The organism is Natrinema sp. H-ect1 (assembly GCF_041821105.1).
In the GTDB taxonomy this organism is placed as follows: domain Archaea; phylum Halobacteriota; class Halobacteria; order Halobacteriales; family Natrialbaceae; genus Natrinema; species Natrinema thermotolerans.
Map to the genome: position 1 here is coordinate 72,692 of NZ_JBGUBA010000005.1, position 23,134 is coordinate 95,825.

Annotated in this window: 24 protein-coding genes and 1 pseudogene; 13 read left to right on the plus strand and 12 right to left on the minus strand. The window is 66.9% G+C overall.

Annotation, left to right across the window (positions count from 1 at the left end):
• Positions 1-215 precede the first annotated feature (215 nt).
• Positions 216-962, minus strand: a complete 747-nt coding sequence (locus ACERIM_RS12725) for a class I SAM-dependent methyltransferase (RefSeq protein ID WP_373632924.1) — start codon at positions 960-962, stop codon at positions 216-218.
• Positions 962-2,017 (minus strand): hypothetical protein, encoded by a 1,056-nt coding sequence (locus tag ACERIM_RS12730; RefSeq protein ID WP_373632925.1) that lies wholly within the window; start codon positions 2,015-2,017, stop codon positions 962-964. Before ACERIM_RS12730 ends, ACERIM_RS12725 begins: the two co-directional genes overlap by 1 nt.
• A 211-nt stretch (positions 2,018-2,228) precedes the next feature.
• Here ACERIM_RS12730 and ACERIM_RS12735 point away from each other — a divergent pair, with 211 nt between their 5' ends.
• Complete coding sequence (locus ACERIM_RS12735) at positions 2,229-2,534, plus strand: hypothetical protein (RefSeq protein ID WP_373632927.1); 306 nt, start codon at positions 2,229-2,231, stop codon at positions 2,532-2,534.
• 12 nt (positions 2,535-2,546) lie between these two features.
• Here ACERIM_RS12735 and ACERIM_RS12740 read toward each other — a convergent pair whose 3' ends face one another.
• Together ACERIM_RS12740 and ACERIM_RS12745 are read right to left on the minus strand one after the other, a co-directional pair.
• Entirely contained in the window at positions 2,547-2,858 is a 312-nt protein-coding gene (locus ACERIM_RS12740; protein ID WP_006650030.1) for a hypothetical protein, read from the minus strand.
• 73 nt (positions 2,859-2,931) lie between these two features.
• Positions 2,932-3,957, minus strand: coding sequence for a zinc-binding dehydrogenase (locus ACERIM_RS12745; RefSeq protein ID WP_006650031.1), 1,026 nt, complete (start codon positions 3,955-3,957; stop codon positions 2,932-2,934).
• A gap of 138 nt (positions 3,958-4,095) precedes the next feature.
• On the opposite strand from ACERIM_RS12745, the gene ACERIM_RS12750 reads away from it, so the two are divergent.
• The 6 genes and pseudogenes from ACERIM_RS12750 (at position 4,096) to ACERIM_RS12775 (ending at position 8,212) form a co-directional block, all read left to right on the plus strand.
• Positions 4,096-4,953 carry a hypothetical protein gene (locus tag ACERIM_RS12750; protein WP_006650032.1) on the plus strand — a complete coding sequence of 286 codons (858 nt, stop codon included), beginning with the start codon at positions 4,096-4,098 and terminating at the stop codon, positions 4,951-4,953.
• Positions 4,944-5,864: an ABC transporter ATP-binding protein gene (locus ACERIM_RS12755; protein ID WP_006650033.1), complete on the plus strand. Its 921-nt coding sequence runs from the start codon at positions 4,944-4,946 to the stop codon at positions 5,862-5,864. The genes ACERIM_RS12750 and ACERIM_RS12755 overlap by 10 nt, the downstream gene beginning before the upstream one ends.
• 2 nt (positions 5,865-5,866) lie before the next feature.
• Positions 5,867-6,493: a hypothetical protein gene (locus tag ACERIM_RS12760; RefSeq protein ID WP_373632931.1), complete on the plus strand. Its 627-nt coding sequence runs from the start codon at positions 5,867-5,869 to the stop codon at positions 6,491-6,493.
• A gap of 1 nt (position 6,494) precedes the next feature.
• Positions 6,495-6,785 (plus strand): annotated as a pseudogene (locus ACERIM_RS12765) (transcriptional regulator); the annotation flags it as partial.
• Between the two features lie 130 nt (positions 6,786-6,915).
• Positions 6,916-7,482 carry a molybdenum cofactor biosynthesis protein B gene (locus ACERIM_RS12770; RefSeq protein WP_006650036.1) on the plus strand — a complete coding sequence of 189 codons (567 nt, stop codon included), beginning with the start codon at positions 6,916-6,918 and terminating at the stop codon, positions 7,480-7,482.
• Position 7,483: 1 nt separating this feature from the next.
• Positions 7,484-8,212 carry a 5-formyltetrahydrofolate cyclo-ligase gene (locus ACERIM_RS12775; RefSeq protein ID WP_373632933.1) on the plus strand — a complete coding sequence of 243 codons (729 nt, stop codon included), beginning with the start codon at positions 7,484-7,486 and terminating at the stop codon, positions 8,210-8,212.
• Positions 8,213-8,737: 525 nt separating this feature from the next.
• Here the strand turns inward: ACERIM_RS12775 and ACERIM_RS12780 are convergent.
• The 4 genes from ACERIM_RS12780 to ACERIM_RS12795 form a co-directional block, all read right to left on the minus strand.
• On the minus strand, positions 8,738-9,067 hold the full coding sequence (locus tag ACERIM_RS12780) for a CTP synthetase (RefSeq protein WP_373632936.1): 330 nt from the start codon (positions 9,065-9,067) through the stop codon (positions 8,738-8,740).
• Positions 9,064-9,981 (minus strand): glutamine-hydrolyzing GMP synthase, encoded by a 918-nt coding sequence (gene guaA, locus ACERIM_RS12785; protein ID WP_006650039.1) that lies wholly within the window; start codon positions 9,979-9,981, stop codon positions 9,064-9,066. Before guaA ends, ACERIM_RS12780 begins: the two co-directional genes overlap by 4 nt.
• A complete protein-coding gene (gene pyrG, locus ACERIM_RS12790; RefSeq protein WP_006650040.1) occupies positions 9,981-11,666 on the minus strand; it encodes a glutamine hydrolyzing CTP synthase in 1,686 nt (561 codons plus the stop codon). The genes guaA and pyrG overlap by 1 nt, the downstream gene beginning before the upstream one ends.
• Before the next feature lie 131 nt (positions 11,667-11,797).
• Positions 11,798-12,148, minus strand: coding sequence for a hypothetical protein (locus ACERIM_RS12795; protein WP_006650041.1), 351 nt, complete (start codon positions 12,146-12,148; stop codon positions 11,798-11,800).
• Positions 12,149-12,327: 179 nt separating this feature from the next.
• Here ACERIM_RS12795 and ACERIM_RS12800 point away from each other — a divergent pair, with 179 nt between their 5' ends.
• Positions 12,328-13,248 carry a PH domain-containing protein gene (locus tag ACERIM_RS12800; RefSeq protein ID WP_373632938.1) on the plus strand — a complete coding sequence of 307 codons (921 nt, stop codon included), beginning with the start codon at positions 12,328-12,330 and terminating at the stop codon, positions 13,246-13,248.
• A 441-nt stretch (positions 13,249-13,689) separates the two neighbouring features.
• Complete coding sequence (locus ACERIM_RS12805) at positions 13,690-14,226, plus strand: hypothetical protein (protein WP_373632939.1); 537 nt, start codon at positions 13,690-13,692, stop codon at positions 14,224-14,226.
• A 163-nt stretch (positions 14,227-14,389) separates the two neighbouring features.
• Here ACERIM_RS12805 and infB read toward each other — a convergent pair whose 3' ends face one another.
• Positions 14,390-16,189 (minus strand): translation initiation factor IF-2, encoded by a 1,800-nt coding sequence (infB, locus tag ACERIM_RS12810; protein WP_006650043.1) that lies wholly within the window; start codon positions 16,187-16,189, stop codon positions 14,390-14,392.
• A gap of 200 nt (positions 16,190-16,389) precedes the next feature.
• On the opposite strand from infB, the gene ACERIM_RS12815 reads away from it, so the two are divergent.
• Together ACERIM_RS12815 and ACERIM_RS12820 are read left to right on the plus strand one after the other, a co-directional pair.
• Positions 16,390-16,635: a PRC-barrel domain-containing protein gene (locus ACERIM_RS12815; RefSeq protein ID WP_006182585.1), complete on the plus strand. Its 246-nt coding sequence runs from the start codon at positions 16,390-16,392 to the stop codon at positions 16,633-16,635.
• A 4-nt stretch (positions 16,636-16,639) separates the two neighbouring features.
• The gene (locus ACERIM_RS12820) at positions 16,640-17,098 is read left to right on the plus strand and encodes an NOB1 family endonuclease (RefSeq protein ID WP_006182584.1); all 459 of its coding nucleotides are present in this window, start codon (positions 16,640-16,642) and stop codon (positions 17,096-17,098) included.
• A gap of 55 nt (positions 17,099-17,153) precedes the next feature.
• Here the strand turns inward: ACERIM_RS12820 and ACERIM_RS12825 are convergent, their stop codons facing one another.
• Together ACERIM_RS12825 and ACERIM_RS12830 are read right to left on the minus strand one after the other, a co-directional pair.
• On the minus strand, positions 17,154-18,269 hold the full coding sequence (locus tag ACERIM_RS12825; RefSeq protein ID WP_006650044.1) for a CPBP family intramembrane glutamic endopeptidase: 1,116 nt from the start codon (positions 18,267-18,269) through the stop codon (positions 17,154-17,156).
• A 70-nt stretch (positions 18,270-18,339) separates the two neighbouring features.
• Positions 18,340-19,635: a hypothetical protein gene (locus ACERIM_RS12830; protein ID WP_006650045.1), complete on the minus strand. Its 1,296-nt coding sequence runs from the start codon at positions 19,633-19,635 to the stop codon at positions 18,340-18,342.
• A 120-nt stretch (positions 19,636-19,755) separates the two neighbouring features.
• On the opposite strand from ACERIM_RS12830, the gene deoC reads away from it, so the two are divergent.
• Positions 19,756-20,391 (plus strand): deoxyribose-phosphate aldolase, encoded by a 636-nt coding sequence (gene deoC, locus ACERIM_RS12835; RefSeq protein WP_373632941.1) that lies wholly within the window; start codon positions 19,756-19,758, stop codon positions 20,389-20,391.
• 80 nt (positions 20,392-20,471) lie between these two features.
• Complete coding sequence (locus tag ACERIM_RS12840) at positions 20,472-21,890, plus strand: HPP family protein (protein WP_049965032.1); 1,419 nt, start codon at positions 20,472-20,474, stop codon at positions 21,888-21,890.
• Between the two features lies 1 nt (position 21,891).
• Here ACERIM_RS12840 and ACERIM_RS12845 read toward each other — a convergent pair whose 3' ends face one another.
• Complete coding sequence (locus ACERIM_RS12845; RefSeq protein ID WP_006650048.1) at positions 21,892-23,076, minus strand: NAD-binding protein; 1,185 nt, start codon at positions 23,074-23,076, stop codon at positions 21,892-21,894.
• Positions 23,077-23,134 lie beyond the last annotated feature (58 nt).

The following is a 23,134-nucleotide window of genomic DNA, read 5'->3' on the forward strand; positions in this document are numbered from 1 at the left end:
TAATCGATCCGCGGCGGCGCGCGCTGACGGTCGGCTGAGCGGTGCGAGGCCGACCGTAGTGAGGCCTCGATGGTGCGAACAGTGACTGATGGATCCGTGAGCCGAGCGAAGCCGACCGACGACACTGCGCGAGGTTGTCGCGAGTGAAACGAGCGAATCGGCTGGCAAGGGTGTGGCGGCCCCCTGTTGCTACGATAGCAGTACGACTCGAGTCGTCAGTACGTACTCTCCAACGGCGGTACTCGAGCGATCCCCGTATCGCAGATCACACACGATCGCAACCCGTTTTCCTCGGTAAACCGGTCGAACAGCCCGGAGAGCCGCACGTCGTGGCTGGCCAGGACCCCGCCGGACTCGAGCTGCCCCAACGCCGTCTCGTACTCGAAGCGCATGTGGGGCAGCCGGTGGTCCGAGTCGTGCAGGAACAGATCGACGGGGCCGACCGACTCGAGCAGGTCGGGCAGCACCTCCCGTGCGTCGCCCCGATGGAGTTCCCATCGGTCGCGACAGCGATCCGGGATCAGGTGGCCGTACTCGAAGGGGCCGGGCGGGCCGCCGGGCAGGTCCACCGCATGCAGCGTGCCGCCGCCGTTTTCGTGCATCGCGGCGAGGATGTGCGCGTCGAACGAGCCGAACAGCACGCCGGTTTCGACGGCCGTCTCGACCTCGAGCGCGCGACAGACGACGTACAGCGTCACCCCGTCGCGCCAGTGGGTCGTGTCGGTCGCGACGCCGGCGTCGTGGATCGCCGCCACGCGGTCGGCGTAGCTGTCGTGGAACCACTCGAGGTCGTCGTACTCGCGCTCGTATTCGCGGAGTTCGTCGGCCGAGGCCGGCAGCACGTCGGCCAGCCGGTCGGCCCGTTCGCGCGTCTCCCGGCCGTAATCGAGCCGGCGGCGCTCGAGGCCGAGCCGGGCCTTTCGGAGGGCATAGATCGCGTCTCGGATCGGGGTCCCGTCCATTATCGGTACCCCAGCGCCTCGAGGCGCGATTCGATCTCGCCGTCGTCGTCTCCGGCGGCCGAATCGCCCTCGCGGATCCCCGCCGGAAGGGCGGGATCGCAGGTCTCCCGGTCGCGGCCCTCGCGGACGACCCAGGGGACCCGGCGCACGGCGGGGACGGGGGTACCCGGCGGGTGTGACCAGACGCCGAACTCGCCGAGGCCGTTGCCGTGGTCGCTGGTCAGTGCGAGCCGGCCGTCGCAGTTCTCGTAGAGTCGGGTCAGGTCGTCTAAGACCCACTCGAGGTTGTCCCGGTAGGCCGCCCAGACCGCCTCACGGGAGAGGTCGCCCTCGCGGACCCGCAGCCAGGGGTCGTTCATCGAGTCATCGTCGTCGTCGGCCTCGGCGAAGGCCTCGAGCGCCTCGCGTTCCTCGGCGGTCAGCGATTCGGGGTCGAACTCTTCGTCATCGTCGTCGGCCTCGACGAACTGGCCCCAGTGTTCGATGTCGGCCGAGCCGAAGAACCAGTCCGGCTGGGACCGGAAGGGGGCATGGGGCTGCATGTAGTGGACGAGAACGCGATCGATCCCCAGTCGCTCGCGGGCGCGCCAGACGGCGATCGCGGCGTCGGTCAGCGGCGCGGGCGGAATCGTCGAGATATCGTCGTCGACCCACTCGTCGCGCCAGGCCTCGTGGAGGACGCCGAAGTCGTCGGCCGAAAGCGGGAGGACCTCGTCGGAGGTCACGAGGATGTGGTCGCAGGGTTGCGAGGAAAAAGGGTTGCCGGTCACGTAGGCGGTCCGCGCCATCCGCTCGCGATGCTCGGGGGCGAAGGTCCGATCCATCCACTCTGCCGACTGGGAGCCGACCGACCACAGCGAGCCCACCCCCTCGGGCCCCGGCAGCAACTCGTGGCCGGCGGCCGCGGTTTCGCGCATGAGATCGTACCGGCAGCCGTCGAGGACACAACAGACGTCCCACTCACGTTCCCAGACGGCCGTCGACGGGACGAGACGGGAGATCGCGTGTCCGACGCGGCCGGTCGCGATCGATTCCGTCAGCCTCGTGAGATCCATTCGGTCGTCCCGTTCCTCGGGGCGATTCTGTTAGTAGCTTTTGATCGACGGCCGACCCGTTGTCGGCCGTGGGTCCGTCGGTCACCCCCGCGTGGCACGCGACCGTTGTAGTTTAGCGGAACGCGGCAATCATGCCACTCGGTAACAAGGCTTATTATCACGCTGTTCGTAGCGTTGCCTGAGGACCGACACCATGGTCCCGTCTGACGAAATGAGTTCCTCACCACAAACCGAGACGTACGAAGTCACGCTCTCCCGAGACGAGCAATGGGTCGCCCATCACGTCCTGTCGAACCGGCTCGATGAGGCTCTCGACGGCGACGAGACACCGCCGGAGTGGGTACTCGAGTCGATCGACGCGGTCGAAGCCGACGGCGAGACGCGACTCACCGGTTCCCAGGCCGACCGGCTCTATACCGCGTTGGCCTCGTACGTCGACCACGAGGACGCCCCGGAACGGGACGTCAGCCACGGGGCGGCCGTCCTCGAGACCCTCGAGGGCGTTCGCGAGCCCTAAGGGACCGCTTTTTCAGGGGCGCGTCGTCGCCCAGACGGCAGTCACGGCGAGCAGAATAGCTGGAGCCAGCGGCAGGATTAGTAATGCGAACCGATACCCCTCCGCGCCGGGCGGGAAGAGATAGATCGCGGTCGGGGCGATCAGGAAGGCGAACACGAGGACGCCGACGAGGACCCAGCCGCGCCAGTCGAACTCCCGGTCGGCCGTCTCTGGGTGGGACGGGTCCCACCCATCGTCGTCGTCGGCCGACTCGTCGGTTTCCCCGTCGTCGGCGTCGAACGCCGCCGGATCGTGGACGTAGCCGCCGTCGTCGTTCGAACTCACTATCGGACCCTTTGACCGCATCGTAAAAGCCCTCACGGTTGGCCAACCGGGTCGGCCGTGATCGAGACGGGGTTTAGAGTTCGCTGTCCGGCCGAACGACGACCTTGCCGAAGCCCTCCCGGTTCTCGATGATCTCGTGAGCGCGGGCCGTCTCGCTCATCGGCAACTCCTCGCGGATCGCGGGTTCGAAGGTGCCGTCCCAGACCAGTTCCATCACGTCGTCGACCTGCTCGGGCGTGGCCATCGTCGAGCCGATGATCGTGAGCTGTTCCCAGAAGATCCGCGGGATGTCCGTCTCGGGGTTGCCCCCGCCCGTGCCGCCACAGGTTACGAGCCGGCCGCCCTTGGTCAGGCTCTTCAGCGAGTCCCGCCAGGTGGGCGCACCGACGTGTTCGACGACTACGTCGACGCCACGGCCGTCCGTCTCCGAGAGAACCCAGTCCGCGAAGTTCTCCTCCTCGTAGTTACAGACGTGATCCGCGCCGTGTTCCTCGGCGTACTCGAGTTTCTCCTCGGTGCTACCGGTCGCGTAGACCTCCGCGCCCGCGTAGTCGGCGATCTGTAAGGCGGCGTGGCCGACCCCGCCGCTTGCACCCAGTACAAGGACGCTCTCGCCGGCCTCGAGGTCCGCCCGCTCGATGAGCATGCGCCACGCGGTCTGGAAGACCAGACTGCTCGAGCCGGCGACCGCCCAGTCGACGCCCTCCGGGACGGGGATGAGGTTGTCCTCGGGGACGGCGGCGTACTCGGAGTGGACGCCCCGGACGTGTTCGCCGATGATGTGGAACGTCGGGTCGAGCGTCGGGTCGTCCATCCGCAGGTCGCCGACGCCGGCCGAGACCGCGACGCGGTCGCCTTCCTCGAAGCGGGTTACGTCCTCGCCGACCTCCTCGACGACGCCCGCCGCGTCGCTGCCCGGGATGTGGGGCATCTCGAGGTCCAGTCCCGGCATTCCGCGGCGCGTCCAGATGTCCAGGTGGTTGAGCGCGGCCGCCTTGACGTCGACCAGTACCTCGTCCCGATCGATCTCGGGGTCGGGGAACTCGCCGTACTCGATGACGTCGGTGTCGCCGTGTTCCGTGATTTGGACTGCCTGCATATACCGTGGCCAACGGAAACGGCGTCCATAACAGTTGGGCTACCAGCACTCCGGCGACGCCCCTTTGTTTGTACTGCAAAGTGACTTTGCAATGCAAACTACTTTCCGTGGGCCGTCCGTCGGGTCGACGCGAAGCCGATGGCGACCGAGACACCGACGACGGAAGCGGCGGACGGCGTATCGACCGGGAGCCGCGGCGTCTGGTTCGCACAGGCCCGCGCGTTCACCGACCGGAGTCTCCGGGAAGTCCGGAACAGCGGTCTCATGTTGGCGTGGGTGATCGCGTTCCCCGCGATCACGTACCTGCTCCGGGTGACGCAAGGGACCGAAACGTCGGCCGCGGCCGACGCGAGCGTCGCGATCGGCACCGGCGTTCTCGGGGCGATGTTCGTCTCTCTGTTCCTCTTCGGGAGCCAGCTCGCGACGGACCTCGAGGATCGGCGGTACGCGGCCTACCGGTCGATGCCGATCTCGCCGTCGGCCGAACTGACCGGCCGGATGGCGGCCGGGCTCGTCCTCGCCGCGGGGTCGTTCGCCGTCACGATCGTCGTCGCGGTCGCGACCGGCGCGGCATTCGGGCTCCGCGGGCCCGCGTCGGTGCCGGTCGTCCTGCTCGCCGGGGTGGCGACCTGTCTGTTCTGGATGGTCGTCGCCGTCCCGTTCGTGGTCGTCGCGGGGAACAAACGCGTCGCGTCGATGGCGACGACGCTCGTGGCCGTCATGGCGTTCGTCCTCACCGGGCTCAACGGGGTCGTTCCGGCACAGTCGCCGATCGACGGCCCGGCGTTGAACTACCTCCCGAACACGCTGGCGACGCGGCTGCTCGTAGCTCACCTCGTCCCCGCCGAGAACTGGACCGAACTCGGCGTCTCACCGCCCCAACTGCCGACCGAACCGGCGTTCCTCGCGTTGCTGACCGGCTACACGCTGATCGCGGTCGTCGCCGGCTCGGTACTGGTCACCCGGACCCTCTACGACCGGGGGTGGTGGACGTGACCGAGCCGGTCGCGACCGCCGACGGCGTCAGCAAGTCCTTCGGCGACGACGGCGTCCTCGAGGCGGTCGATCTCACCGTCGAGGCGGGCGAACTGCTCGTGTTGATGGGGCCGAACGGGGTCGGCAAGTCGGTCTTGCTGTCGTGTCTCGCCGGCAGCCAGCGGCCGTCGGCGGGCGACGTCGAGGTCTTCGGCGAGCCCGCGACCGCCCGCGCGGACACCACGAGCTTCCTCCTGCAGGACGCGCTGGCGCTCGAGAAACTCACTGGCCGCGAGAACGTCAATTTCTATCGACGGCTCCACCCGCAGTTTACCGACGCGTGGCGCGACCACGTCGCGAGGCTGGGCATCGCGGACGACCTCGACAGGCCCGTCGCGGACTACTCCGGCGGGATGGTCCGGAAGCTCGAACTCGCGATCGCGGCCAGCATCGACGTGCCGCTGTACCTGTTCGACGAGCCGACGGCCGCGCTGGATCTGGCGACGATCCCGACGGTCCACGAACTGTTCCGCGAGAAGCGAGCGGCCGGGAAGACCCTCGTCGTCGCCAGCCATCGGCCGATGAACGCCGACGTCGCCGATCGACTCGCCTTCCTCGCCGGCGGCCGGATCGTCGCGACGGGCGCGCCCGAGGAGCTGCTTGCGTCGGTCCCGCCGGTCCTCGAGACCCGCGCGGCGAACGCGAGCGCGCTGGCCGCCGTCGCTGACAGCGAGCCGTTCGCGGTAGCAGGCAACGTTCGTGCGGTTGTCCCGCGCGAATACGGGGGTGCGGCCGACGACCCCGAGCGACTGCTCGCCAATCTGGCGGCCGAGACCGGAATCGATCGGGCCGATCTGTCGATCGTCGAGCCGACCTACACCGCCCTGTTTAATTACTATACGAACGGTGTACCGACCACGAACGGACAGTAACGATGGCCCAGAACGTCTCGGACGACGTCGATCCCGACCGGCTCGAGGCCGAACTCGCGGAGATCAAGGGAGCCATGGGGCTCGCGTCGGACCACCCCTACTGGTGGCGGTTCTGGATCGTGGAGGGTGTTTGTACCGGGCTCCTCTTCACTATCGTCCAGTTCTGGCTCCGCGAGGGGTTTCGGCCGTGGATCGCCGTCGCGTTCGCCGGCGTCGTCGGCTGCTGTGAACTCGCGAAGCGACGCCTCCGGTCGAGCTACGAGCCGCCGGCCGCGGGGCTGCCGAGCCAGCGGCGCTGGTTCGTCGCGGTCCTCGCCGGCGTCATCGCCCTGGTCGTCGGACTTCGCCCGGTCTTCGAGTCGCTGGGCCCGACGAACGCGGTTCGGCTGGCGATCGTCGCCGCGGGCGCGGTCGTCGGCGTCGGCTACGTCCTCATGGGCCAGTTGCTCGCCGCGTACGACGTCAGGCCCGCCGACCGGTACGCGTTCGTCGTCGGCGGCGCGTGGATCATGGTCCTCTCGGCGGCCATCCCTTACATCCCCGCCTTCGAGGGCTGGGAGTACGCGGCGTTCGGCATCGGCATCGCACTGCATCACGTCGCGACCTACGTTGCTCTCTTCCGATACTGACATGGAATTCAACAAACTAGTCCACCAACCGACGCGACTTCGGATCTTCGCACACCTCTACGCGAACGGTCCGACGGGGTTTACCGCCCTCACGTCGACCCTCGAGGTGACCAACGGGAACCTCGCCAGCCACATCGACCGCATGGCCGAGGCCGACTGCGTCGCCGTCGAAAAGGAGTTCGTCGACGACACCCCCCAGACGACGTATCGACTCACCGACCGCGGCGAGGAACTGTTCGAGGACCACGTCCGCACCCTCGAGTCGCTCATCGCCGATCTCGACACCGACTCGGGGTCGGACCCGCCGTACGATCCCGACGCCATGCCGGACCGGGAGCGGGGTCCGAACGGCGGGCCGGGGCCCGACCCCACGCCGTAACCCGCGTGCGTAGCTTTTACCCGCCGGCTTTCGAAGGCGACGTATGGACGAAACGGACGCCGACGCCGCCACGGGAACGCTGTGTACCGGCGTCATCACGATCGCCTCGGACCGCGGGCTCGAGGAGGACGCGGCCGGGGAGACGGTCACCGATCTCCTCGAGGCCGACGGACACGAGGTCGCGGTACGGGAACACGTCAACTCGGATCACGATACGGTCCAGTCGATCGTCTCACGGCTGCTCGACCGTGACGACGTCGATATCGTGATCACGGCCGGCGCGACCGGTGTCGAGCCCGGCGATATCACGATCGAGGCGGTCGAACCGCTCCTGAAGAAGGAACTGGCCGCGTTCAGCGAACTCGTCACCGTTCTCGGCTACGAGCGGGTCGGCACGGCGGTCGTCGGCGCACGGACGCTCGCGGGCGTGGCCGACGGCACGCCGGTCTTCTGCCTGCCGGGTCACGTCGACGCGGTCCAGCTCGCCATCGAGGAGATCGTTCTCGAGGAGGCACCGTCCCTCGTCGAGCGCGCCGGGTACGAGGCGTCCGACGCCGACGAGGAACCGACCGACGCGAACGGGGCCGAACCCGCCGACGGGGGTGCCTGACGTGGGTGAGACCCTCGAGAAGACGGCCGTCCGTGAGCGGGTCTGGGATGACTTGGAGGAGAGCGGCGAAGCCCGTTTCCCGTTCCCGCCCCACGGCCGGATCCCGAACTTCGCAGGGGCCGACGACGCCGCCGATCGACTGGCCGAGCAACCCGAGTGGGAGCGAGCGACGGCGATCAAGGCCAATCCCGACGCGCCGCAGCTGCCCGTCCGCCGGCGGGCGTTGCGCGAGGGCAAGACCGTCTACATGGCCGTCCCGCGGCTCCGGGACGAGCAGTGCTTCCTGAAGCTCGACCCGGACGCCCTCACCGACTACGACGCGGCGACGACCGTCTCGGGCTCGTCGGACCACGGCGAGCAGGTCGGCCCCGACGAGGTCGATCGGGTCGATCTGATCGTCTCCGGGAGCGTCGCCGTGATGAAAGAAGGCGGCCGAATCGGCAAGGGCGAGGGGTACAGCGACCTCGAGTACGCCGTCCTCCGGGATCTCGGTCTCGTCGACGATTCGACGCCGGTCGCGACGACGGTCCACGAGCGGCAGGTGATCGACGGCCCGGTCGCGATCGGGAGTCACGACGTCGCGATGGATCTCGTGGTCACGCCCGACCGTACGTTCCGGCCCGAGACCGACGACCAGCCGACCGGCATCGACTGGGACCTGCTCGAAGACGAGCGACTCGCGGAGATTCCGATCCTCCGGCGGCTCCGGGAGCGGTATAGTAGCCACTGAAACGATTCACACACTGATCACAACGCTGTCGTGCGATCAGGTGTGCAATGACTTTCAGTGGCTACTATAGTTCGCGTCGAGGAAAGGGGATCCATCCCCGGGGCACGGTCGGGCCGTGCCCCGAATGCCAGGGTCGCAGGGTGTGACGCGAGCCGGTGGGGCGGGCTCGCGTCGGCGAGAATCGGTTGGCAGTGGTGGGGGAAGGGTGCTGTGGTGGGGTTGCTGGAAGTCGCGGGAACAGGTGGTGGGTGCCTTGGGGTCTGCCCGTCGACCTCCACGCGATGGTAGCGGCCGATCCCACTTGAACGGCGGTGATGGTATACCGCTCTTACGCCGAGTTTGACCGAATTCAACGCGGCTTTATCGGCTCGAGATCCGCCGTCAGACGGTTTATACTGGACGTCTCGGACGTAATGAAAGCGAACGCTGACGGTCGCCGGAACGGACGCTTCGCCGGCGTTCGGACGACGACGAATTCGGCTGCCATCGCCCCGGCTCCTCGTGACCGGTGTTCCGGCGGCTGCCTCAGTCGACGAGTTCCTCGACGACGATGTCGGCGTCCATCAACTGCGGGTCGATCGCGATGTCGAGTTGGCCCTTGACGAACTCCGGGACCGTCCGGTTGGCGTAGACGACGGTTCGGATGTCATCGTTGAGATCGCAGACGATCGGGATCGTCGTCGCCTGCCCGACGTCGGTCAGGACGTAGAGGTCGGCCTCGACGACGCCGGCCTCCTCGAGTTGGGGACGGGAGACGACGCCCGTGACGCGGGTCACGTCGACGCCTGCGTTCTCGAGGGCCGCGCCGATGCCGTCCTCGTCGTCGCCGGCGACGACCGCGGTCGTGGCGCTCATTCGTACTCGATGGTCGCGGGCGGTTTGTGAGTCACGTCGTAGACGACGCGGGCGACGTTCTCGTGGGACCCCGTAATTCGGGACTGAATGCGCTGGAGGGTGTCCCAGTCGATCTCCTGGGCGCGGGCGGTCATTCCGTCGCGGGACTCGACCGAGCGCACCGAGACGACCCAGCCGTGGACGCGGTTGTCACCCTTGACGCCGGTGGCCTTGCCGATGACCGCCGCCAGCGCCTGCCAGGGTTCGTACTCCTCGAGTTCTTCCTCGACGACGTGGTTGGCCTCGCGGGCCACCTCCAACTTCTCCTCGGTGATCTCGCCGATGATCCGCACGGCGAGGCCGGGGCCGGGGAACGGCATGCGTTCGGAGACGACCTCCTCGAGGTCGAGCGCGCGGGCGACCTCGCGGACCTCGTCCTTGTAGAGGTCGCGCATGGGCTCGACGATGCCCTCGAAGTCGACGACCTCCGGGAGGCCGCCGACGTTGTGGTGGGACTTGATGGTCCCCTCGCTTTCGATGCGGTCGGGGTAGATCGTCCCCTGCACGAGGTAGTCCGCGTCGACCTCTTTCGCGACCGTCTCGAACTCCCGGATGAACTGCTCGCCGATGATGTGGCGTTTCTCCTCCGGGTCGGTGACGCCCTCGAGCGCCTCGAGGAAGCGGTCTTGGGCCTCCACGATCCGGAGACTGTCCATGTAGTCGAACGTCTCGCGGATCTCGTCGGTTTCGCCTTTCCGCATCAGGCCAGTGTCGACGTAGACGGCCGTAAGCTGGGTGCCGATCGCCTCGTACGCCAGCGCGGCGGCCGTCGAGGAGTCGACGCCGCCCGAGAGGGCGATGACGGCGTTTGCATCGCCGATTTCGTCTTCGATCTCTGCGACTGCGTCGGGAACGAACGTCTCGGTATCTACCATCAGTGGGTTACCTCTGTTTCCGCGTCGGTGTCGTCGTCTGCGGGGTCGGTGTCGTCGTCATCGGCCGGTCCCTCGAGAACGGCCTCGACCAGCCCCAGGAACGGCGGGCTCGGCTGGCCGGGTCGGGACGTGTACTCGGGGTGGAACTGCGTCCCGACGAAGAACGGATGATCCTCGAGTTCGAGGATCTCCATCCGGTTGCCCGCGGTGCCGGAGAACGTCAGCGGCTCGTCCTCGAAGGCGTCGAAGTACTCGGGGTTGACCTCGTAGCGGTGGCGGTGGCGCTCCGAACAGGAGGTGTCGCCGTACAGGTCGTAGGCCAGCGTTTCGGGCTCGATGACGGTCGTGTGTTCACCCAGCCGCATCGTCCCGCCCATGTCCTCGACCTCGTACTGCTCGGGCAGGATGTCGATGACGGGGTGGGGCGTGTCTTCCTCCATCTCGGCGGAGTGGGCCCCCTCGAAGCCCAGCACGTTCCGTGCGTACTCGACGACGGCCATCTGGAAGCCCAGACACAGGCCCAGGAACGGCACGTCGTTCTCGCGGGCGTACTGGACCGCGCGGATCTTCCCTTCGGAACCGCGCATCCCGAAGCCGCCGGGGACGATGACGCCGTCCATCCCCTCGAGTTGGCCGTCGTGGCCCTCGCTCAGTTCGTCGGCCGCGACCCAGTGGACGTTCACGTCGACGCCGACCTCGAAGCCGGCGTGTTTCAGCGACTCGTGGATCGACATGTACGCGTCCTCGAGGTCGTACTTGCCGACCAGCGCGATGTCGACCGCACCGTCCTTCTCGCTCGTGACGATCTCGCGCCACTCGTTGGCACGTTCGCCTTCCGGCAGGGCCTCCTCGGCCAGCCCGAAGTGTTCGAGGACGTACTGGTCCAACCCTTCGTCCTCGACCATCAGCGGGACGTGATAGACGTCCTCGACGTCGGGGTTCGAGAACACTGCCTCGGTCGGGATGTCACAGAACAGCGCGATCTTCTCTTTGGTCTCGGGATCGAGTCGATCCTCACAGCGGCCGACGATCACGTCGGGCTGGAGGCCGATCGAACGGACTTCCTTGACCGAGTGCTGGGTCGGCTTGGTCTTCTGCTCGCCGTTTTTCGAGTACGGGACGAGGGTCACGTGGGTGAAGAGGACGTTCTCCTCCGGTTCCTCGTGGGCGAACTGGCGCAGGGCCTCGAGGTAGGGCATCCCCTCGATGTCCCCTACCGTTCCGCCGACCTCGATGATACAGACGTCGGTGCCTTCGGCGGCCTCCCGGATCCGCCGTTTGATGTCGTTGGTGATATGCGGGATGATCTGGACGGTCTTGCCCAGGTAATCGCCGGCGCGTTCCTTCTCGATGACGTGCTGGTAGGTCTTCCCCGTCGTGATGTTGTGATCCGAGGTCATGTCGATGTCGAGGAACCGCTCGTAGTTCCCCAGATCGAGGTCGACCTCGCCCCCGTCTTCCAGTACGTAGACTTCCCCGTGCTGGTAGGGGTTCATCGTCCCCGCGTCGACGTTCAGGTACGGATCGATCTTCACTGCGGTGACGTCGAACCCGGCGTTTTTCAGGAGTCGGCCGGTACTCGCGGCCGTAATCCCCTTGCCGAGCCCCGACATGACGCCGCCGGTGACGAAGATGAACTTGTTCCCCAGCGAGGGGTCATAATGAGTGTCCGATTCCGTCGGCATACCGAGTGTGCGCGCGACCGCTTGAAAACGATTTCGGGAGCGAACCGCCCCGATAGGGGTTGTCACTCCCCATTGCCGTTGGAGACAGTCACTATCACGGCCACGACAGCCACGGTCGTCCACCGGGACTCTCACCCGGGCGCTTCGTCCTGTACGTCGACGATCTCGGCCCCCTCGAGGGATTCGTTCCCGCCCTCCATTCGTATCTGGATCGTCCGTCCGGGGAGTCCCGGATCCCCTTCGTCGGCGTCCTGTAGCACCGACACGGCGGTGACGCCGTCGATCGTGACCGACCGGCGCTGGATGGGGTCGCCCTCGTACTCGACGGTATCCCACGTCTCGACGTCGAACTCGTCCATCTCGGCCCCGAAGTAGTCGTCCGCATCGGGATTCACCGCGTCCTCGGTCTGGGACTCACCGGTCGTTCGGTTGTCGTCGAACTGGACCTCCTCGTGTTTGTACTGGTAGAGCTGTACGAGCATACGCTAGCCACGACCTGCAGTGTGGTAACTCTCACACTGGAACTCGCCGGGCGGTCTCGAGCCGCCGGTACGCCGTCGACGAGAGCATACAGCGGCGGGTGAGTCGAGACCGGCGAGCGTGTAATCGGACTAAGGGTACCGGTTTTATTTTATGCTCGGGAATCGAAATCGCGAACACCGTGGCATCATACGACCGGCACCGTCCCCTCGAGGTGAGCGACCCCGACATTGGCTTCCAGGCCGGGTTCGGCTTCTATCTCGGGATCGTCGTCACCGGGATCGTCGCGATCGCGGGGGTGTTCGCCGACGTGGGGACGGCGGCGCTGCTTGGCATCCTGCCGAGTACAGTGACTGCCGTCGCCATCGTCGGCCATATCTACGCCAGCCGGGCGCGGGGACTGCCCGAGCGTATCGGCCGGAGCCGCTGGCGACGACTCGGCTGTTACGCCCCGGCGGCGGCGTTTACGGCGCTTCTCTTTACCGCCGGGACCATGCCGATCGCCGACACCGGTCGGTTCATCGTCCTGACCGTCGCCGCGGCCGTTCTGGCCGGCGTCTCGGGCTTCGGCCTCGAGCGGATGGCGAAAAACCGGTACGTCGACGCGCTCACGGCCGACGAACCCGCCGCGACGTGGACGTGGCAGCGAAGCGGCGGGTGGACCGGCGAGCCGGCCTACACCGTAATCATGGCGTTCATGATCCTCGCCGGACTGGTCAGCATCTGGCAGGGCGAGTGGTACCTCGGGCCGTTCTGGGTCGTTTACGGGGTCGTCATGATACTCTCGAGACGGTACGACTGGTACGACCTCGAGGAGACCGGCCGCTGGAACCCGCCGGAGATCCGCGTCCACGAGGCGGGGCTCGTCGTCGACCGGTCGTTCTGGAAAGGATTCATTCCCTGGGCGACGGTCGACGGCGTCCGGCTGACCGACGACGAACTCGTCGTCGAACGGCGGCGCTTTGGCCTCGACAGTAGCGTCTTCGATCTCCGCTGTGACCGCTCGGCGATCGACGACCCCGAGGCGGTCGCTGGGGCGCTCGAGCGCACGCGCGAACGGGCCACGAGCCGCGATTTGCGGGCCGTCGACACCGCCGACTGAACCGCTGCGGTCGCCGCTCCGGAGTCCCCGCCGTTCGTCGGTTCGTCCATGAGCGATCTCCGCGTTACCGTCGCCGACCGCGACCTGGGCCGACGACCCACCGGCCACCAGAGCCGCCCTCGAGGCGGCACTACCCGCCGCTGGCGAGCGACCCGCTGGGGCGACGAACTCTACGTCGATCTCGAACTAGATGCACCGCTCGAGAACGCGCGGGAACGGTGTCCGAGGGCGCGATCGCCGACTGGCTGGCTGGCGGGAAACTGTGTCTGTTCTGAGGGCCGACACCGGCCAGCGAGGACGGGGAGCCGCGTGCTGCCGCGCGCCTCGCGGGCTGAGGACGACGGTCCCGTCCACCGGACCGAACAGATAGGGGCGTCCCCAGCTCAATTTTCGTTTTCTCCTCGGACAGCATTTATATTATCGACCGGTCGAATCATCTGTATGGGCAACATCGAGTCTAAGACGTTCGTCATCGACCGGTTCGAGTCCGTCCAGACGTGGATGAAGTGTCTAATATATGACCCGGGCGACGAGCGGTATCCAGACGTCGTTCTGAACACTTGCGGGCACCCGTGTCTCCCGTTCGACGCCCGCTACCAGTGGTCTCACGTGACCATCGACCTCTCGATATCACGTGAACCGACTGGCGTCGGTATCGACATCGGTCCCGCTCGGTCCGTGACAGAGTTCGAAACGACGTTCGAACGACAGTCCGACAAGCACTATTCTGCAGCGTGTATGGGCGCGGAGGGGTACGAGTATGATCTCAGCCTCGAGAGCGAGTGCCTCCCATCCTGGGTCGTAGAAAGCGACGAGGTGACCGGCTACGCGACCGCCGAACTCACCTACGAGGAGGAACTGACGAAAGCCGAAGAGGAATTCAGTGACGATGAGATCGAACGCAAACGCGAGGAGTTCCGGGCGCTCTTCGATGACTGGGACGTGGAGTACGGCCCAGACGCGACGCCGCGTCCGTGAGGATCCCCGATCGTCAAACTTCCCTCCTGCCTGGTCCGTGGAGGGATTCGATTTCTGATCGGTTTCCTAAAACCATCGTCGAAACTGCACTCTAACTCACCAACAATCTACGCCACAAGAGCGCCGAACGAAGTGAGGAATCCCGAGGCGGAAAAAGGGACGTCTACTTGCCCCAGAACGGATCGCGGTTGCGCTGCTTGTCGAGGTACATGTTCAGCGCCTCGAGTTCGTCGCCGGGGATCTCGCTTGCGAGTTCCTGCTCTAAGATCTTCGCGTGTTTCTCGGGGATCTCGGCCCAGAGTTCGTCGTCTTCCTCGATTCCGCGGCCGACGGTGGGGCCGTCGATGGCGACCGAGACGCGGTTGCCCGCGCGGGCCTCGTCGACGTCCTCGCCCTGTTCCTGAATGCCTTTGACCTGGCCGACACGCTCGGGCTCGTTGCCCTCGAACTTGACGACGTTGGCGTTGGTCTGGATCGTCCCCGAGTTTACCTCGACGCCGACGACCGCGGGATCGTTCTGGCGGAAGGTGTGATCCGGCAGGATCCGGAATCGGGCCGGCCGGGTGATGTTCTCGAGGATGGTGTCTTGCTGGGCCTGTTCGATGTTTTCGACGTACTCCTCGTAGCCCTCGACGAGCTGGTAGATGACCTCGTCGGTGAAGATCGAGACGTCCTCGATCTCGGCGCGTTGCTCGGCGTCGTCTAACGTGTCGACGTTGAACCCGAGGATCACCTGCTGTTTCGGGTCCTCGGCGGTCGAGGCGACCGAGACGTCACGGGGTGCGACGTCGCCGACCTCCGCGCGGACGATCGGGACCTCGGCCTCGCCTAGGGCGTCGGCCATCGCCTCGAGGCTGCCCAGGGTGTCTGCCTTGACGACGACGCCTTCCTCGGCCGTGTCGACGGCGATGTCGGCCAGTTCGGCCTGAACCTCCGCGATGACCTCGTCGAGGTCGCGGTCGCGGACGACCCGGACCGGCGCGCCGGCCATCGCGTCCGCGAGGTCGGGCGCGGCGACCTTGATCCCGGATGCGGCCGACACCTCATCGACCGTTTCGAAGCGGCTCTCGGTACGAATTTCGGCCAGCGGCCGCGGCTGGAGCAGGGCCCGGACCTCGGTGACGATCGGCTCGTTTTGCCCGCCAACGACGAGCGTGTCGTCGGCCCGGATCGTCCCGTCGTACAGCACCGTGTCGATAGTCGTCCCGAACCCTTTCTCCTCTTTGACCTCGAGGACGGTGCCGACGCCGGGGCCGGCGACGTCGATCTCCATCTCCTCTTTCATGTAGCGCTGGGACAGTCCCATCATGACGGTCAGGAGGTCGGGGACCCCTTCGCCGGTCATCGCCGAGACGGGGACGACCCCGACGTTGCGCTGGAAGTTCTGGACCCGCCAGTAGAGGTCCGCGGAGAACCCCTCGTCCGAGAGGTTGCCGATGATCTCGTAGAGACTCTCGTCGAGTCGTTCGCGCACGCGATCCGTTTGGGACTCGTAGGTGTCGTTGATCGGCGTGTCCTCGTGTTCCTTCCAGCCCGGGACGGTGTCGATCTTGTTCGCGGCGACGATAAACGGCGTTTCCGAGCGCTTGAGGATGTCCAGGGCCTCGAGCGTCTGGGGCTGGAAGCCGTCGTTGACGTCGACGACGAGGATGGCGATGTCGGCCAACGCGCCCCCGCGAGATCGCAGCGTCGTAAAGGAGTGGTGACCCGGCGTGTCGATAAAGAGGAGGCCAGGGAGGTCGAAATCGTCCGGGTCGACGAGATCGCCCGCGATCGTCGAGATGATGTCCAGCGGCACGGCAGTCGCGCCGATGTGCTGGGTGATCGCGCCTGCTTCGCCCTCGATGACCGCGGAGCCGCGGATCTTATCGAGGAGACTTGTCTTGCCGTGATCGACGTGTCCGAGGACGGCGACGATCGGCGTTCTGAGGGATGTGGGGTCGCGTGTATCCGTGTCCGACATGATGAACCACCCGAGAAGGTCTTACCTAAATCGTCCGTAGCGCCGTAGTTAAACCCATCGTCATCCGCGTTCCGGACCGCCGCGATCGACCGCCGAGTCTCGGCGGTCGTCGGCTCGAGTCGAGGGCGGCCGCTCCGGCGGTCCGCTCGCCTCGAGAGCGGTCCCAATCGTTTAATACCGATTAGTAAGTACGGGCATGCATGAGCGATATACTCGCTGAAAACCTCTCGGGGAAGTCCGTCATGGGTTCCGACGGCACCGAGCTCGGATTGCTCTATAACATCACCATGGATCTCAAATCGGGCACGCTTCACGATCTCGTCATCGAGCCCGACGAGGAGCTGTCGACCCGCGCCGTCGACTTCGACCTCGACGAGGGCGGTCACTTCCTCGTTCCCGTCAACCGTGTCCAAGCGGTGAAAGACTACATCGTCGTCCAGCGCTAACGGTATGTACGTTCTCGACTCCTCGGCTTTTATCCACGATTTCCATACGACAGAACAGACTGCGACGATCCCGCTCGTCCGCGAGGAACTCGAAGACGAGAGCGCTTATCGCTACGACGCGATGGAGGGATCGGGCATGCATATCCACATCCCGAACGACGACACCACCGAAAAGGTCGAACGCGCGGCCCGGGAATCCGGGGATCTCGGCGTCCTCTCGGACACCGACGTTCGGCTCGTCGCTGCGAGTTTCGAACTCGACGCCACCTTGGTGACCGACGACTACGCGATGCAAAACGTCGCGGAGAAGCTCAACGTCGCGGTCGACGTGATCGCCCGGGAGGGGATCGACGAGCAGCGCCACTGGACCTACCAGTGCCAGGGCTGTGGCCGCGAGTTCGACGAGGAGAAAGAGCGGTGTCCGATCTGTGGGTCGGAACTGGCCCGGAAGAACCCCTCGTAGCTCGCGATCGTTTCGGTCGCGGTCGATGTCCCCGTAAGCGTCGGCAGTCCCGCGCTCAGGCGTGGATGAAATAGAGGTTCAGGAACGTCAACGCGTTGTATAACCCGTGGACCAGCGCCGGGATCAGGAGGTTCTCCGTTCGTTCGTAGATGACTCCGAGGACGATCGAGAGCCCGAAGATCGTCCCCAGACTGGCGATGACCGCGCCCAGCCCGTTGGTGGCGTACGCGAGGACGTGGACCGCCGCGAAGATGACGCTCGCTACCGCGACGGCACCGAACCGCGAGAACGTCTCGTACAGCGACTTCTGGATCACGTTCCGGTAGAGAACCTCCTCGAACGGCCCGATTATCAGGATCGCGATCGGTACCATGATCAGCATCAGTCCGGGGTTGTCCGCGGCCCGCTGGGTGGTCGAGTGGTCCGCGCTCTCGACGCCGGTCGACTGCATGAGCGTCGAGATCGCGAACAACGCGCCGAAGAGGACGATGAGGCCGCCGACGGTCCAGGCGACCTCCCGCAGCGTGGGCCACCGGAGATCGATGAACGACAGCCCCCGGTCCGTCCAGCGAAGAAAGGCGACGACCACGATCGCCGTGCCGATGACCACGCCGAGTTGGGTGATGAGCTGGGTGGCCACGAGCCGCTCGATCTCCGGCAGCGTCTCGAGGAACGGATAGACCGGTGCGGCAAAGAGAATCATCAGTAGCTGCGGCAGGATGAGCCCGACGAGGCCGACCCCCGTCATGACGAGGGCCTGGCTGGTCCGGCGCTTGAGCCCGACGACGCCGATGCCGAAGAAGTCCGCGACCGCGACGCCGACGGTCAGCCCGGCGGTCACGAACGCCACGAACACGATCGGTATCGAGAGCAGCGACGTCGTGACCCCTTGATTCAACGCGTAGCCGGCGAGCAGGACGACGCCGACGCTCGAGCCGGCGGCGACCGCCGCGAGGAGCCGGGGTTCGCGCGAGCCGTGGCGGCGAACGAGGAAGGCGAGGACGGCGGCGACGGCCAGGCCGGTGCCGGCCCAGACACTGGGGTCGTCGACGCCGTTGCGAACGGGGACGAACATGGCGACCAACGTGAGTCCGGCCAGCAGGGTTCCGATACCCGGGATCGCGCCGGACGCGACCGGGCCGGCGTCGTCGGCCCGTGCAGTCTCGGTCATACGTGAGTGTTCGTCCGAGGGCTCATATGCACACCGCAACCGGACGACGGGTTCAGGTCGGCCCGGTCGGCTACCGCTCGACTCGAAGCTCGGTCTTCTCGGCGACCGCTTCCGCCTCCTCGAACTCGCCGCCGCCGAGTAGCCCGCGGGTGGCCTTCTTGGCCCATTCGACGGCCGGCTGCTCGAAGGTGTTCACGCCGTAGAGTTCCCCTGCGAGGACGCAGGCGGCCTCCATCCCGTAGAGGAAGCCGCCGAGTTCGTACTCGTCGACGGCCTCGAGTTCGACCCGGACGTTCGGCCGGCCGGCCGCGGCCAGGCTCGCCTCGGTGGCCTCGAACTCCGCCTCGAGTAGTTCACCCAGCGTCGCGTCGCCCAGATACGCGAGTTCCTCGACGTCGGTCGTGGGGATCGAGCGATCGGCGTCCGTGTCGGCGGTCACGAAGGTGACGAGTTTGTCCCGTGGGCCCGCCCGGTAGAGTTGCAGTTGGGAGTGCTGGTCGGTGACTCCCAGCGCCCGCACCGGGGTCTGGCCGAGGTCGTCCTTGCCGAGACTCTCGGCCCACAGCTGGGCGAACCACTCCGCCGAGGTCTCGAGCGATTCCGCGTAGGGCATCACGGCGTTTACTCCCGCACCTCGCCCGTCCAGCGCGTAGGTCGTCGCGCCGTAGGCGTAGGCCGGACACTCGAACAGCGAGCCCGAGAGCGTCTCTCGCTCGGCGGCCGCGCCCGCGAGCAGGGCCTCGAGGTCGTGGCCACAGACCGCGGCGGCGACCATGCCGACGGCCGACAGCGCCGAGAAACGGCCGGGAACGCCGTCGGGGACTTTCAGCGACGGCAGGTCGTGGCGGTCCGCGAGGTCCCGCAGCGGCCCCGACTCGCCGGTCGTGACGATGGTCCGCTCGGTCCAGTCGACGCCGGCGTCCTCGAAGGCCGCTCGGACGACGAGGAAGTTCGCCAGCGTCTCCGCGGTCGTCCCCGACCGCGAGACGACGTTGATCGCCGCGTTCTCGAGCGCCAGCCCGTCGAGGCGACGCGATACCCACTCGGGGTCGACGTTGTCCAGAAAGACCGTCTCGGTGTCTGACTCGAGGGCGTCGACGATCGTCGCCGCGCCCAGCGAACTGCCGCCGATACCGACGGTGATCAGGGCGTCGGCGTCGGCGACCGGCTCGACGGCCGCCCGGATCTCGTCGGGATCGGTCCGCTCGGGGAGATTCAGTGCTTCGTAGCCGTGGTCGGCGTTTGCCATGCCGCGCTCGATGCGCTCGTGGGCGGCCGCGACCTGTTCGTCCAGTCGCTCGAGGGACGCACGCGAGACGCCCGGCGAGGCGACCGACGCGAGCGCGTTCCCGATGTCGACGTTCATATCCGAGGAGGCGACCGCCGAGGCCAAAGGCGTTCCGAGACGGCCACGGGTTCCCGTCCGACTCGAACGCCCTCGAGCCGACCGACCGGCTTTTTGCCCGTTCGCCGAGTCGCCCCGCGTATGGAGCGCAGCGAACTCGCCCCCCTGATCGATCACACGGTGCTTGGTCCCGAGACGACGCCGGCCGACGTTCGGCGGGTCCTCGACGAGGCGACCGAGTACGGGATGAACGCCTGTATCCCGCCGTACGCGGTCGAGATGGCCGCCGACTACGCCCCCGACGTCACCCTCGCGACGGTGGTCGGCTTCCCCCACGGCCAGCACGCGCCCGCGGCGAAACGCAAGGAAGGGGTCGGAGCCTGGCAGGACGGGGCGGACGAACTCGACGTGGTGATCAACGTCGGCCGGCTGCAGGCCGGTGCGGACGAGGCCGTCGAAACGGCACTCGCCGACCTGGTCGTGGCCGTCCCGATTCCGGTCAAGGTCATCATCGAGGCCCCACTACTGACCGACGCGGAGAAACGGCGGGCCTGCGAGGCCGCGGCCGCCGCCGACGCGGCGATGGTGAAAACTGCGACCGGGTTCGGCGGGGGCGGCGCGACCGTCGACGACGTCGCCCTCATGAGCGACTTCCTCCCCGTCAAGGCCAGCGGCGGTATCGGCAGCTACGACGAGGCGATGGCCATGCTCGAGGCCGGGGCGGAACGCATCGGGGCCTCGAGCGGGGTCGAGATTCTCGAGGGCGCGCCCGAATAGTTCGTGGATCCTCGCTGGCTTCGCTGATCGCTCGTGCGAGAAGCCAAACGGTTTTGGTCGTCGCTCGAGCAACGCATCCCATGCTCGAGGGGGTACGTGCGCGACTCCGCGCGCTCGCAAGGCGGCTTCGACGACTGGAACGACGTGAACTCGAGGCCGCCGTCCGATGGCTCGAGCAGACGGGGAACCTGCTTCACCTGTCGGTGCTGGTCTTCGTCCCCCTGCTGATCGCCGCGGTGACGTGGCTGGCGAACGCGACCCCCGTGATCTCGTTTCTGCTCTTTCCGCCGCTTGCCTCGGGGACCTTCACCCTCTTTGCGGAGCCGGAAGGGAAGTACGCTTCCCCGGGGAAGTTCGTCGGCGGGATGACCGTCGGGGCCTGCTGTGGCTGGCTCGCGCTCGCGCTGACGGCAGCCGTCGGACTGGGTGGCGGCATCAGCGCCTGGGGTGCCGCACTCGGGGTCTTCTGTACCGGCGTCTGCACGTGGGCGCTCGATCTCGAGGTGCCGACGGCGTTCTCGACGGCCCTGCTCGTTCTCGTGACCGGCAACGCACAGGTGGCCTACGTCCTCGGGATCGTCATCTCGAGTTCGTTCGTCGCGGCCGCGTTCGTCGTCTGGCGCGACCGGTTCTACGAGCAACGCGCCCGCTATCTCTATCGGACGACCAGCGGCGACGATCACGTCCTCGTCCCGATGACCGACTGCGAGGAGACGGTCGCTCGCTTCGCCGCGTCGATCGCCGGGGCCCACGACGCCGGCAAGGTGGTCCTCTTCGACGTCGTTGAGACGGTCGACGACGAGCAACCGGACGCCTCGGCCGACGGCGACCCGGACGAACCGACGCCCGCCGAACGCGCGGCCACCGACGCCGGCCGCCGCCTCGAGTCGCTCGCGACTGACCTCCAGAGCGCATACGACGTCCCCTGCGAGGTCGTCGTCGCGGCCGACAGTGACCTCTCGTCGGGGCTCGTCCTCGAGACCGCGCGAGCGGAGAACTGCGATCTCATCGTCACGCCCTACGCCGAACGCGAGGGTGGCGGCCTCTCGTCGTTTATCACCGGGCTGTTCGAGGGCGAGATCGATACGATCGTCTTCCGCTCGAACGGCGTGCGGCGGACGCGCTGGCGGAGCGGCCTCGTCGCAGTTCGCGGTGCGGGCGACACCGCTCGCGCGATGCTCGATTTCGCGATTCGGGTGACCGAGTCCGGCCGGCCGATCAGCGTCTGTACCTGCATCGATCGGGAGTCGCGCCGTCGGGTGGCCGAGGGGACGCTCGCGGATCTCGTCGATGCCTTTGCCGGTCCCTTCGAAACCCACGTGGTTACCGCCGCCGTCGAGGACTACCTCGCCCGCATCGCGCCCCGCTATGACGTCTGTTTCGTCGGCTCGAGTACCGACCGCTCGGCGGCCTCCCGCTTTGTCTCCCCGCCGACGTTCCGAAAGCTCAGCGATCTGGAGGCGGACGTGGCGATCGTCCATCGGGGTCGCCGACGGTAGGTCACTCGCGCTCGAGAATGCGGTCGATCAGCACGCTCTCGTCGCTGCCAAGCGCCGATCGCACGAGCAGGTGCCCCCCAAGTACCGAGGGGCTGATCACCGCGTCCGCGCCGGCCCGGTCGAGTTTTTTCGTGTTCTCGCGGTCGGTCGCGGCGGCGACGATGCGGGTGTTCGGCGCGAGTTCGCGGGCCGTTAGGATCGCCAGCGCGTCCTCGGCGTCGTGGTTCGTGGCGACGAGGATCGCGGCCGCCCGGTCGATTTTTGCACGCCGGAGCGGCTCCTCGTCGCTGGGGTCGCCGGTGACGACCGAGATGCCGCGGTCGGTGAGGTCCGTCGCGACCTCACGATCGCTGGTCACGACGACGAACTTGCGGCCGCCGTCGGCCAGTTCGTCGACGATCGGTTCCGTCAGTTCGCCGTAGCCGAGGACGAGGATGTGGTCCTCGAGGAGTTGCAGCTGTGAGTCGGTCATCTTTCCGAGTGTCTTCGAGATGCGGTCCTGAATGAGCGGGCCGACCAGCGCCCCGATGGCGATACCGAAGCTGGCCACGCCGAGGATGAGGACGGACATCGTAAACAACATCCCCTCGATCGACTCCTGATTCGGCGTGACGTCGCCGTAGCCGACCGTACTCGAGGTGATCAGCGTAAAATAAAAGGCATCGAGAATGTTGTTGATCCCGTCGAAGTGTTCCCGCATGGCGTAGCCGCCGATGGTGCCGTACAGCTGGACGCCGACCAGTGCCGCACCGGCCGCGATCTGCGTCGTCGTCAGCGAGAGCGGTTTGTCGAACCGGCCGCGGGTCAACAGGAGGGCCGGAATCGACACGATCGAGAGGACGACCAGCGGAACCGAGTACTGGCTCGACTGGAGGAGGCCCTGTCCCGCGGTCACCGGGAGCAACAGCAGCGTCGCCCACCAGCCGGCGCGGAGCCCGCGTCGGAGGGCAAGCGCACTGCCGACCATCATGAACCCGGTGAGCGCCCCGGTGAACGCGGCGGCGCTTTGAATCGCTTCGGGAACGTACCCGTGGAGCGGTCCCGGGTTCGGGGTCCAGATGTTGATGACCGCAGTGGCGACCGAGAGCAGCGCGACCAGCAGGACGAGGATCACGGTCGCCCGCGTCGTCAGCACGTGCTGCCAGTCGTCCGGGAGTCGCTCTCGAAGCGACCGGTCGTCGGCCATACACACCGGTGAGCGACGGCGTCAGTTAAACGTCTCCGTTCGGAATTCGGGGGATCGC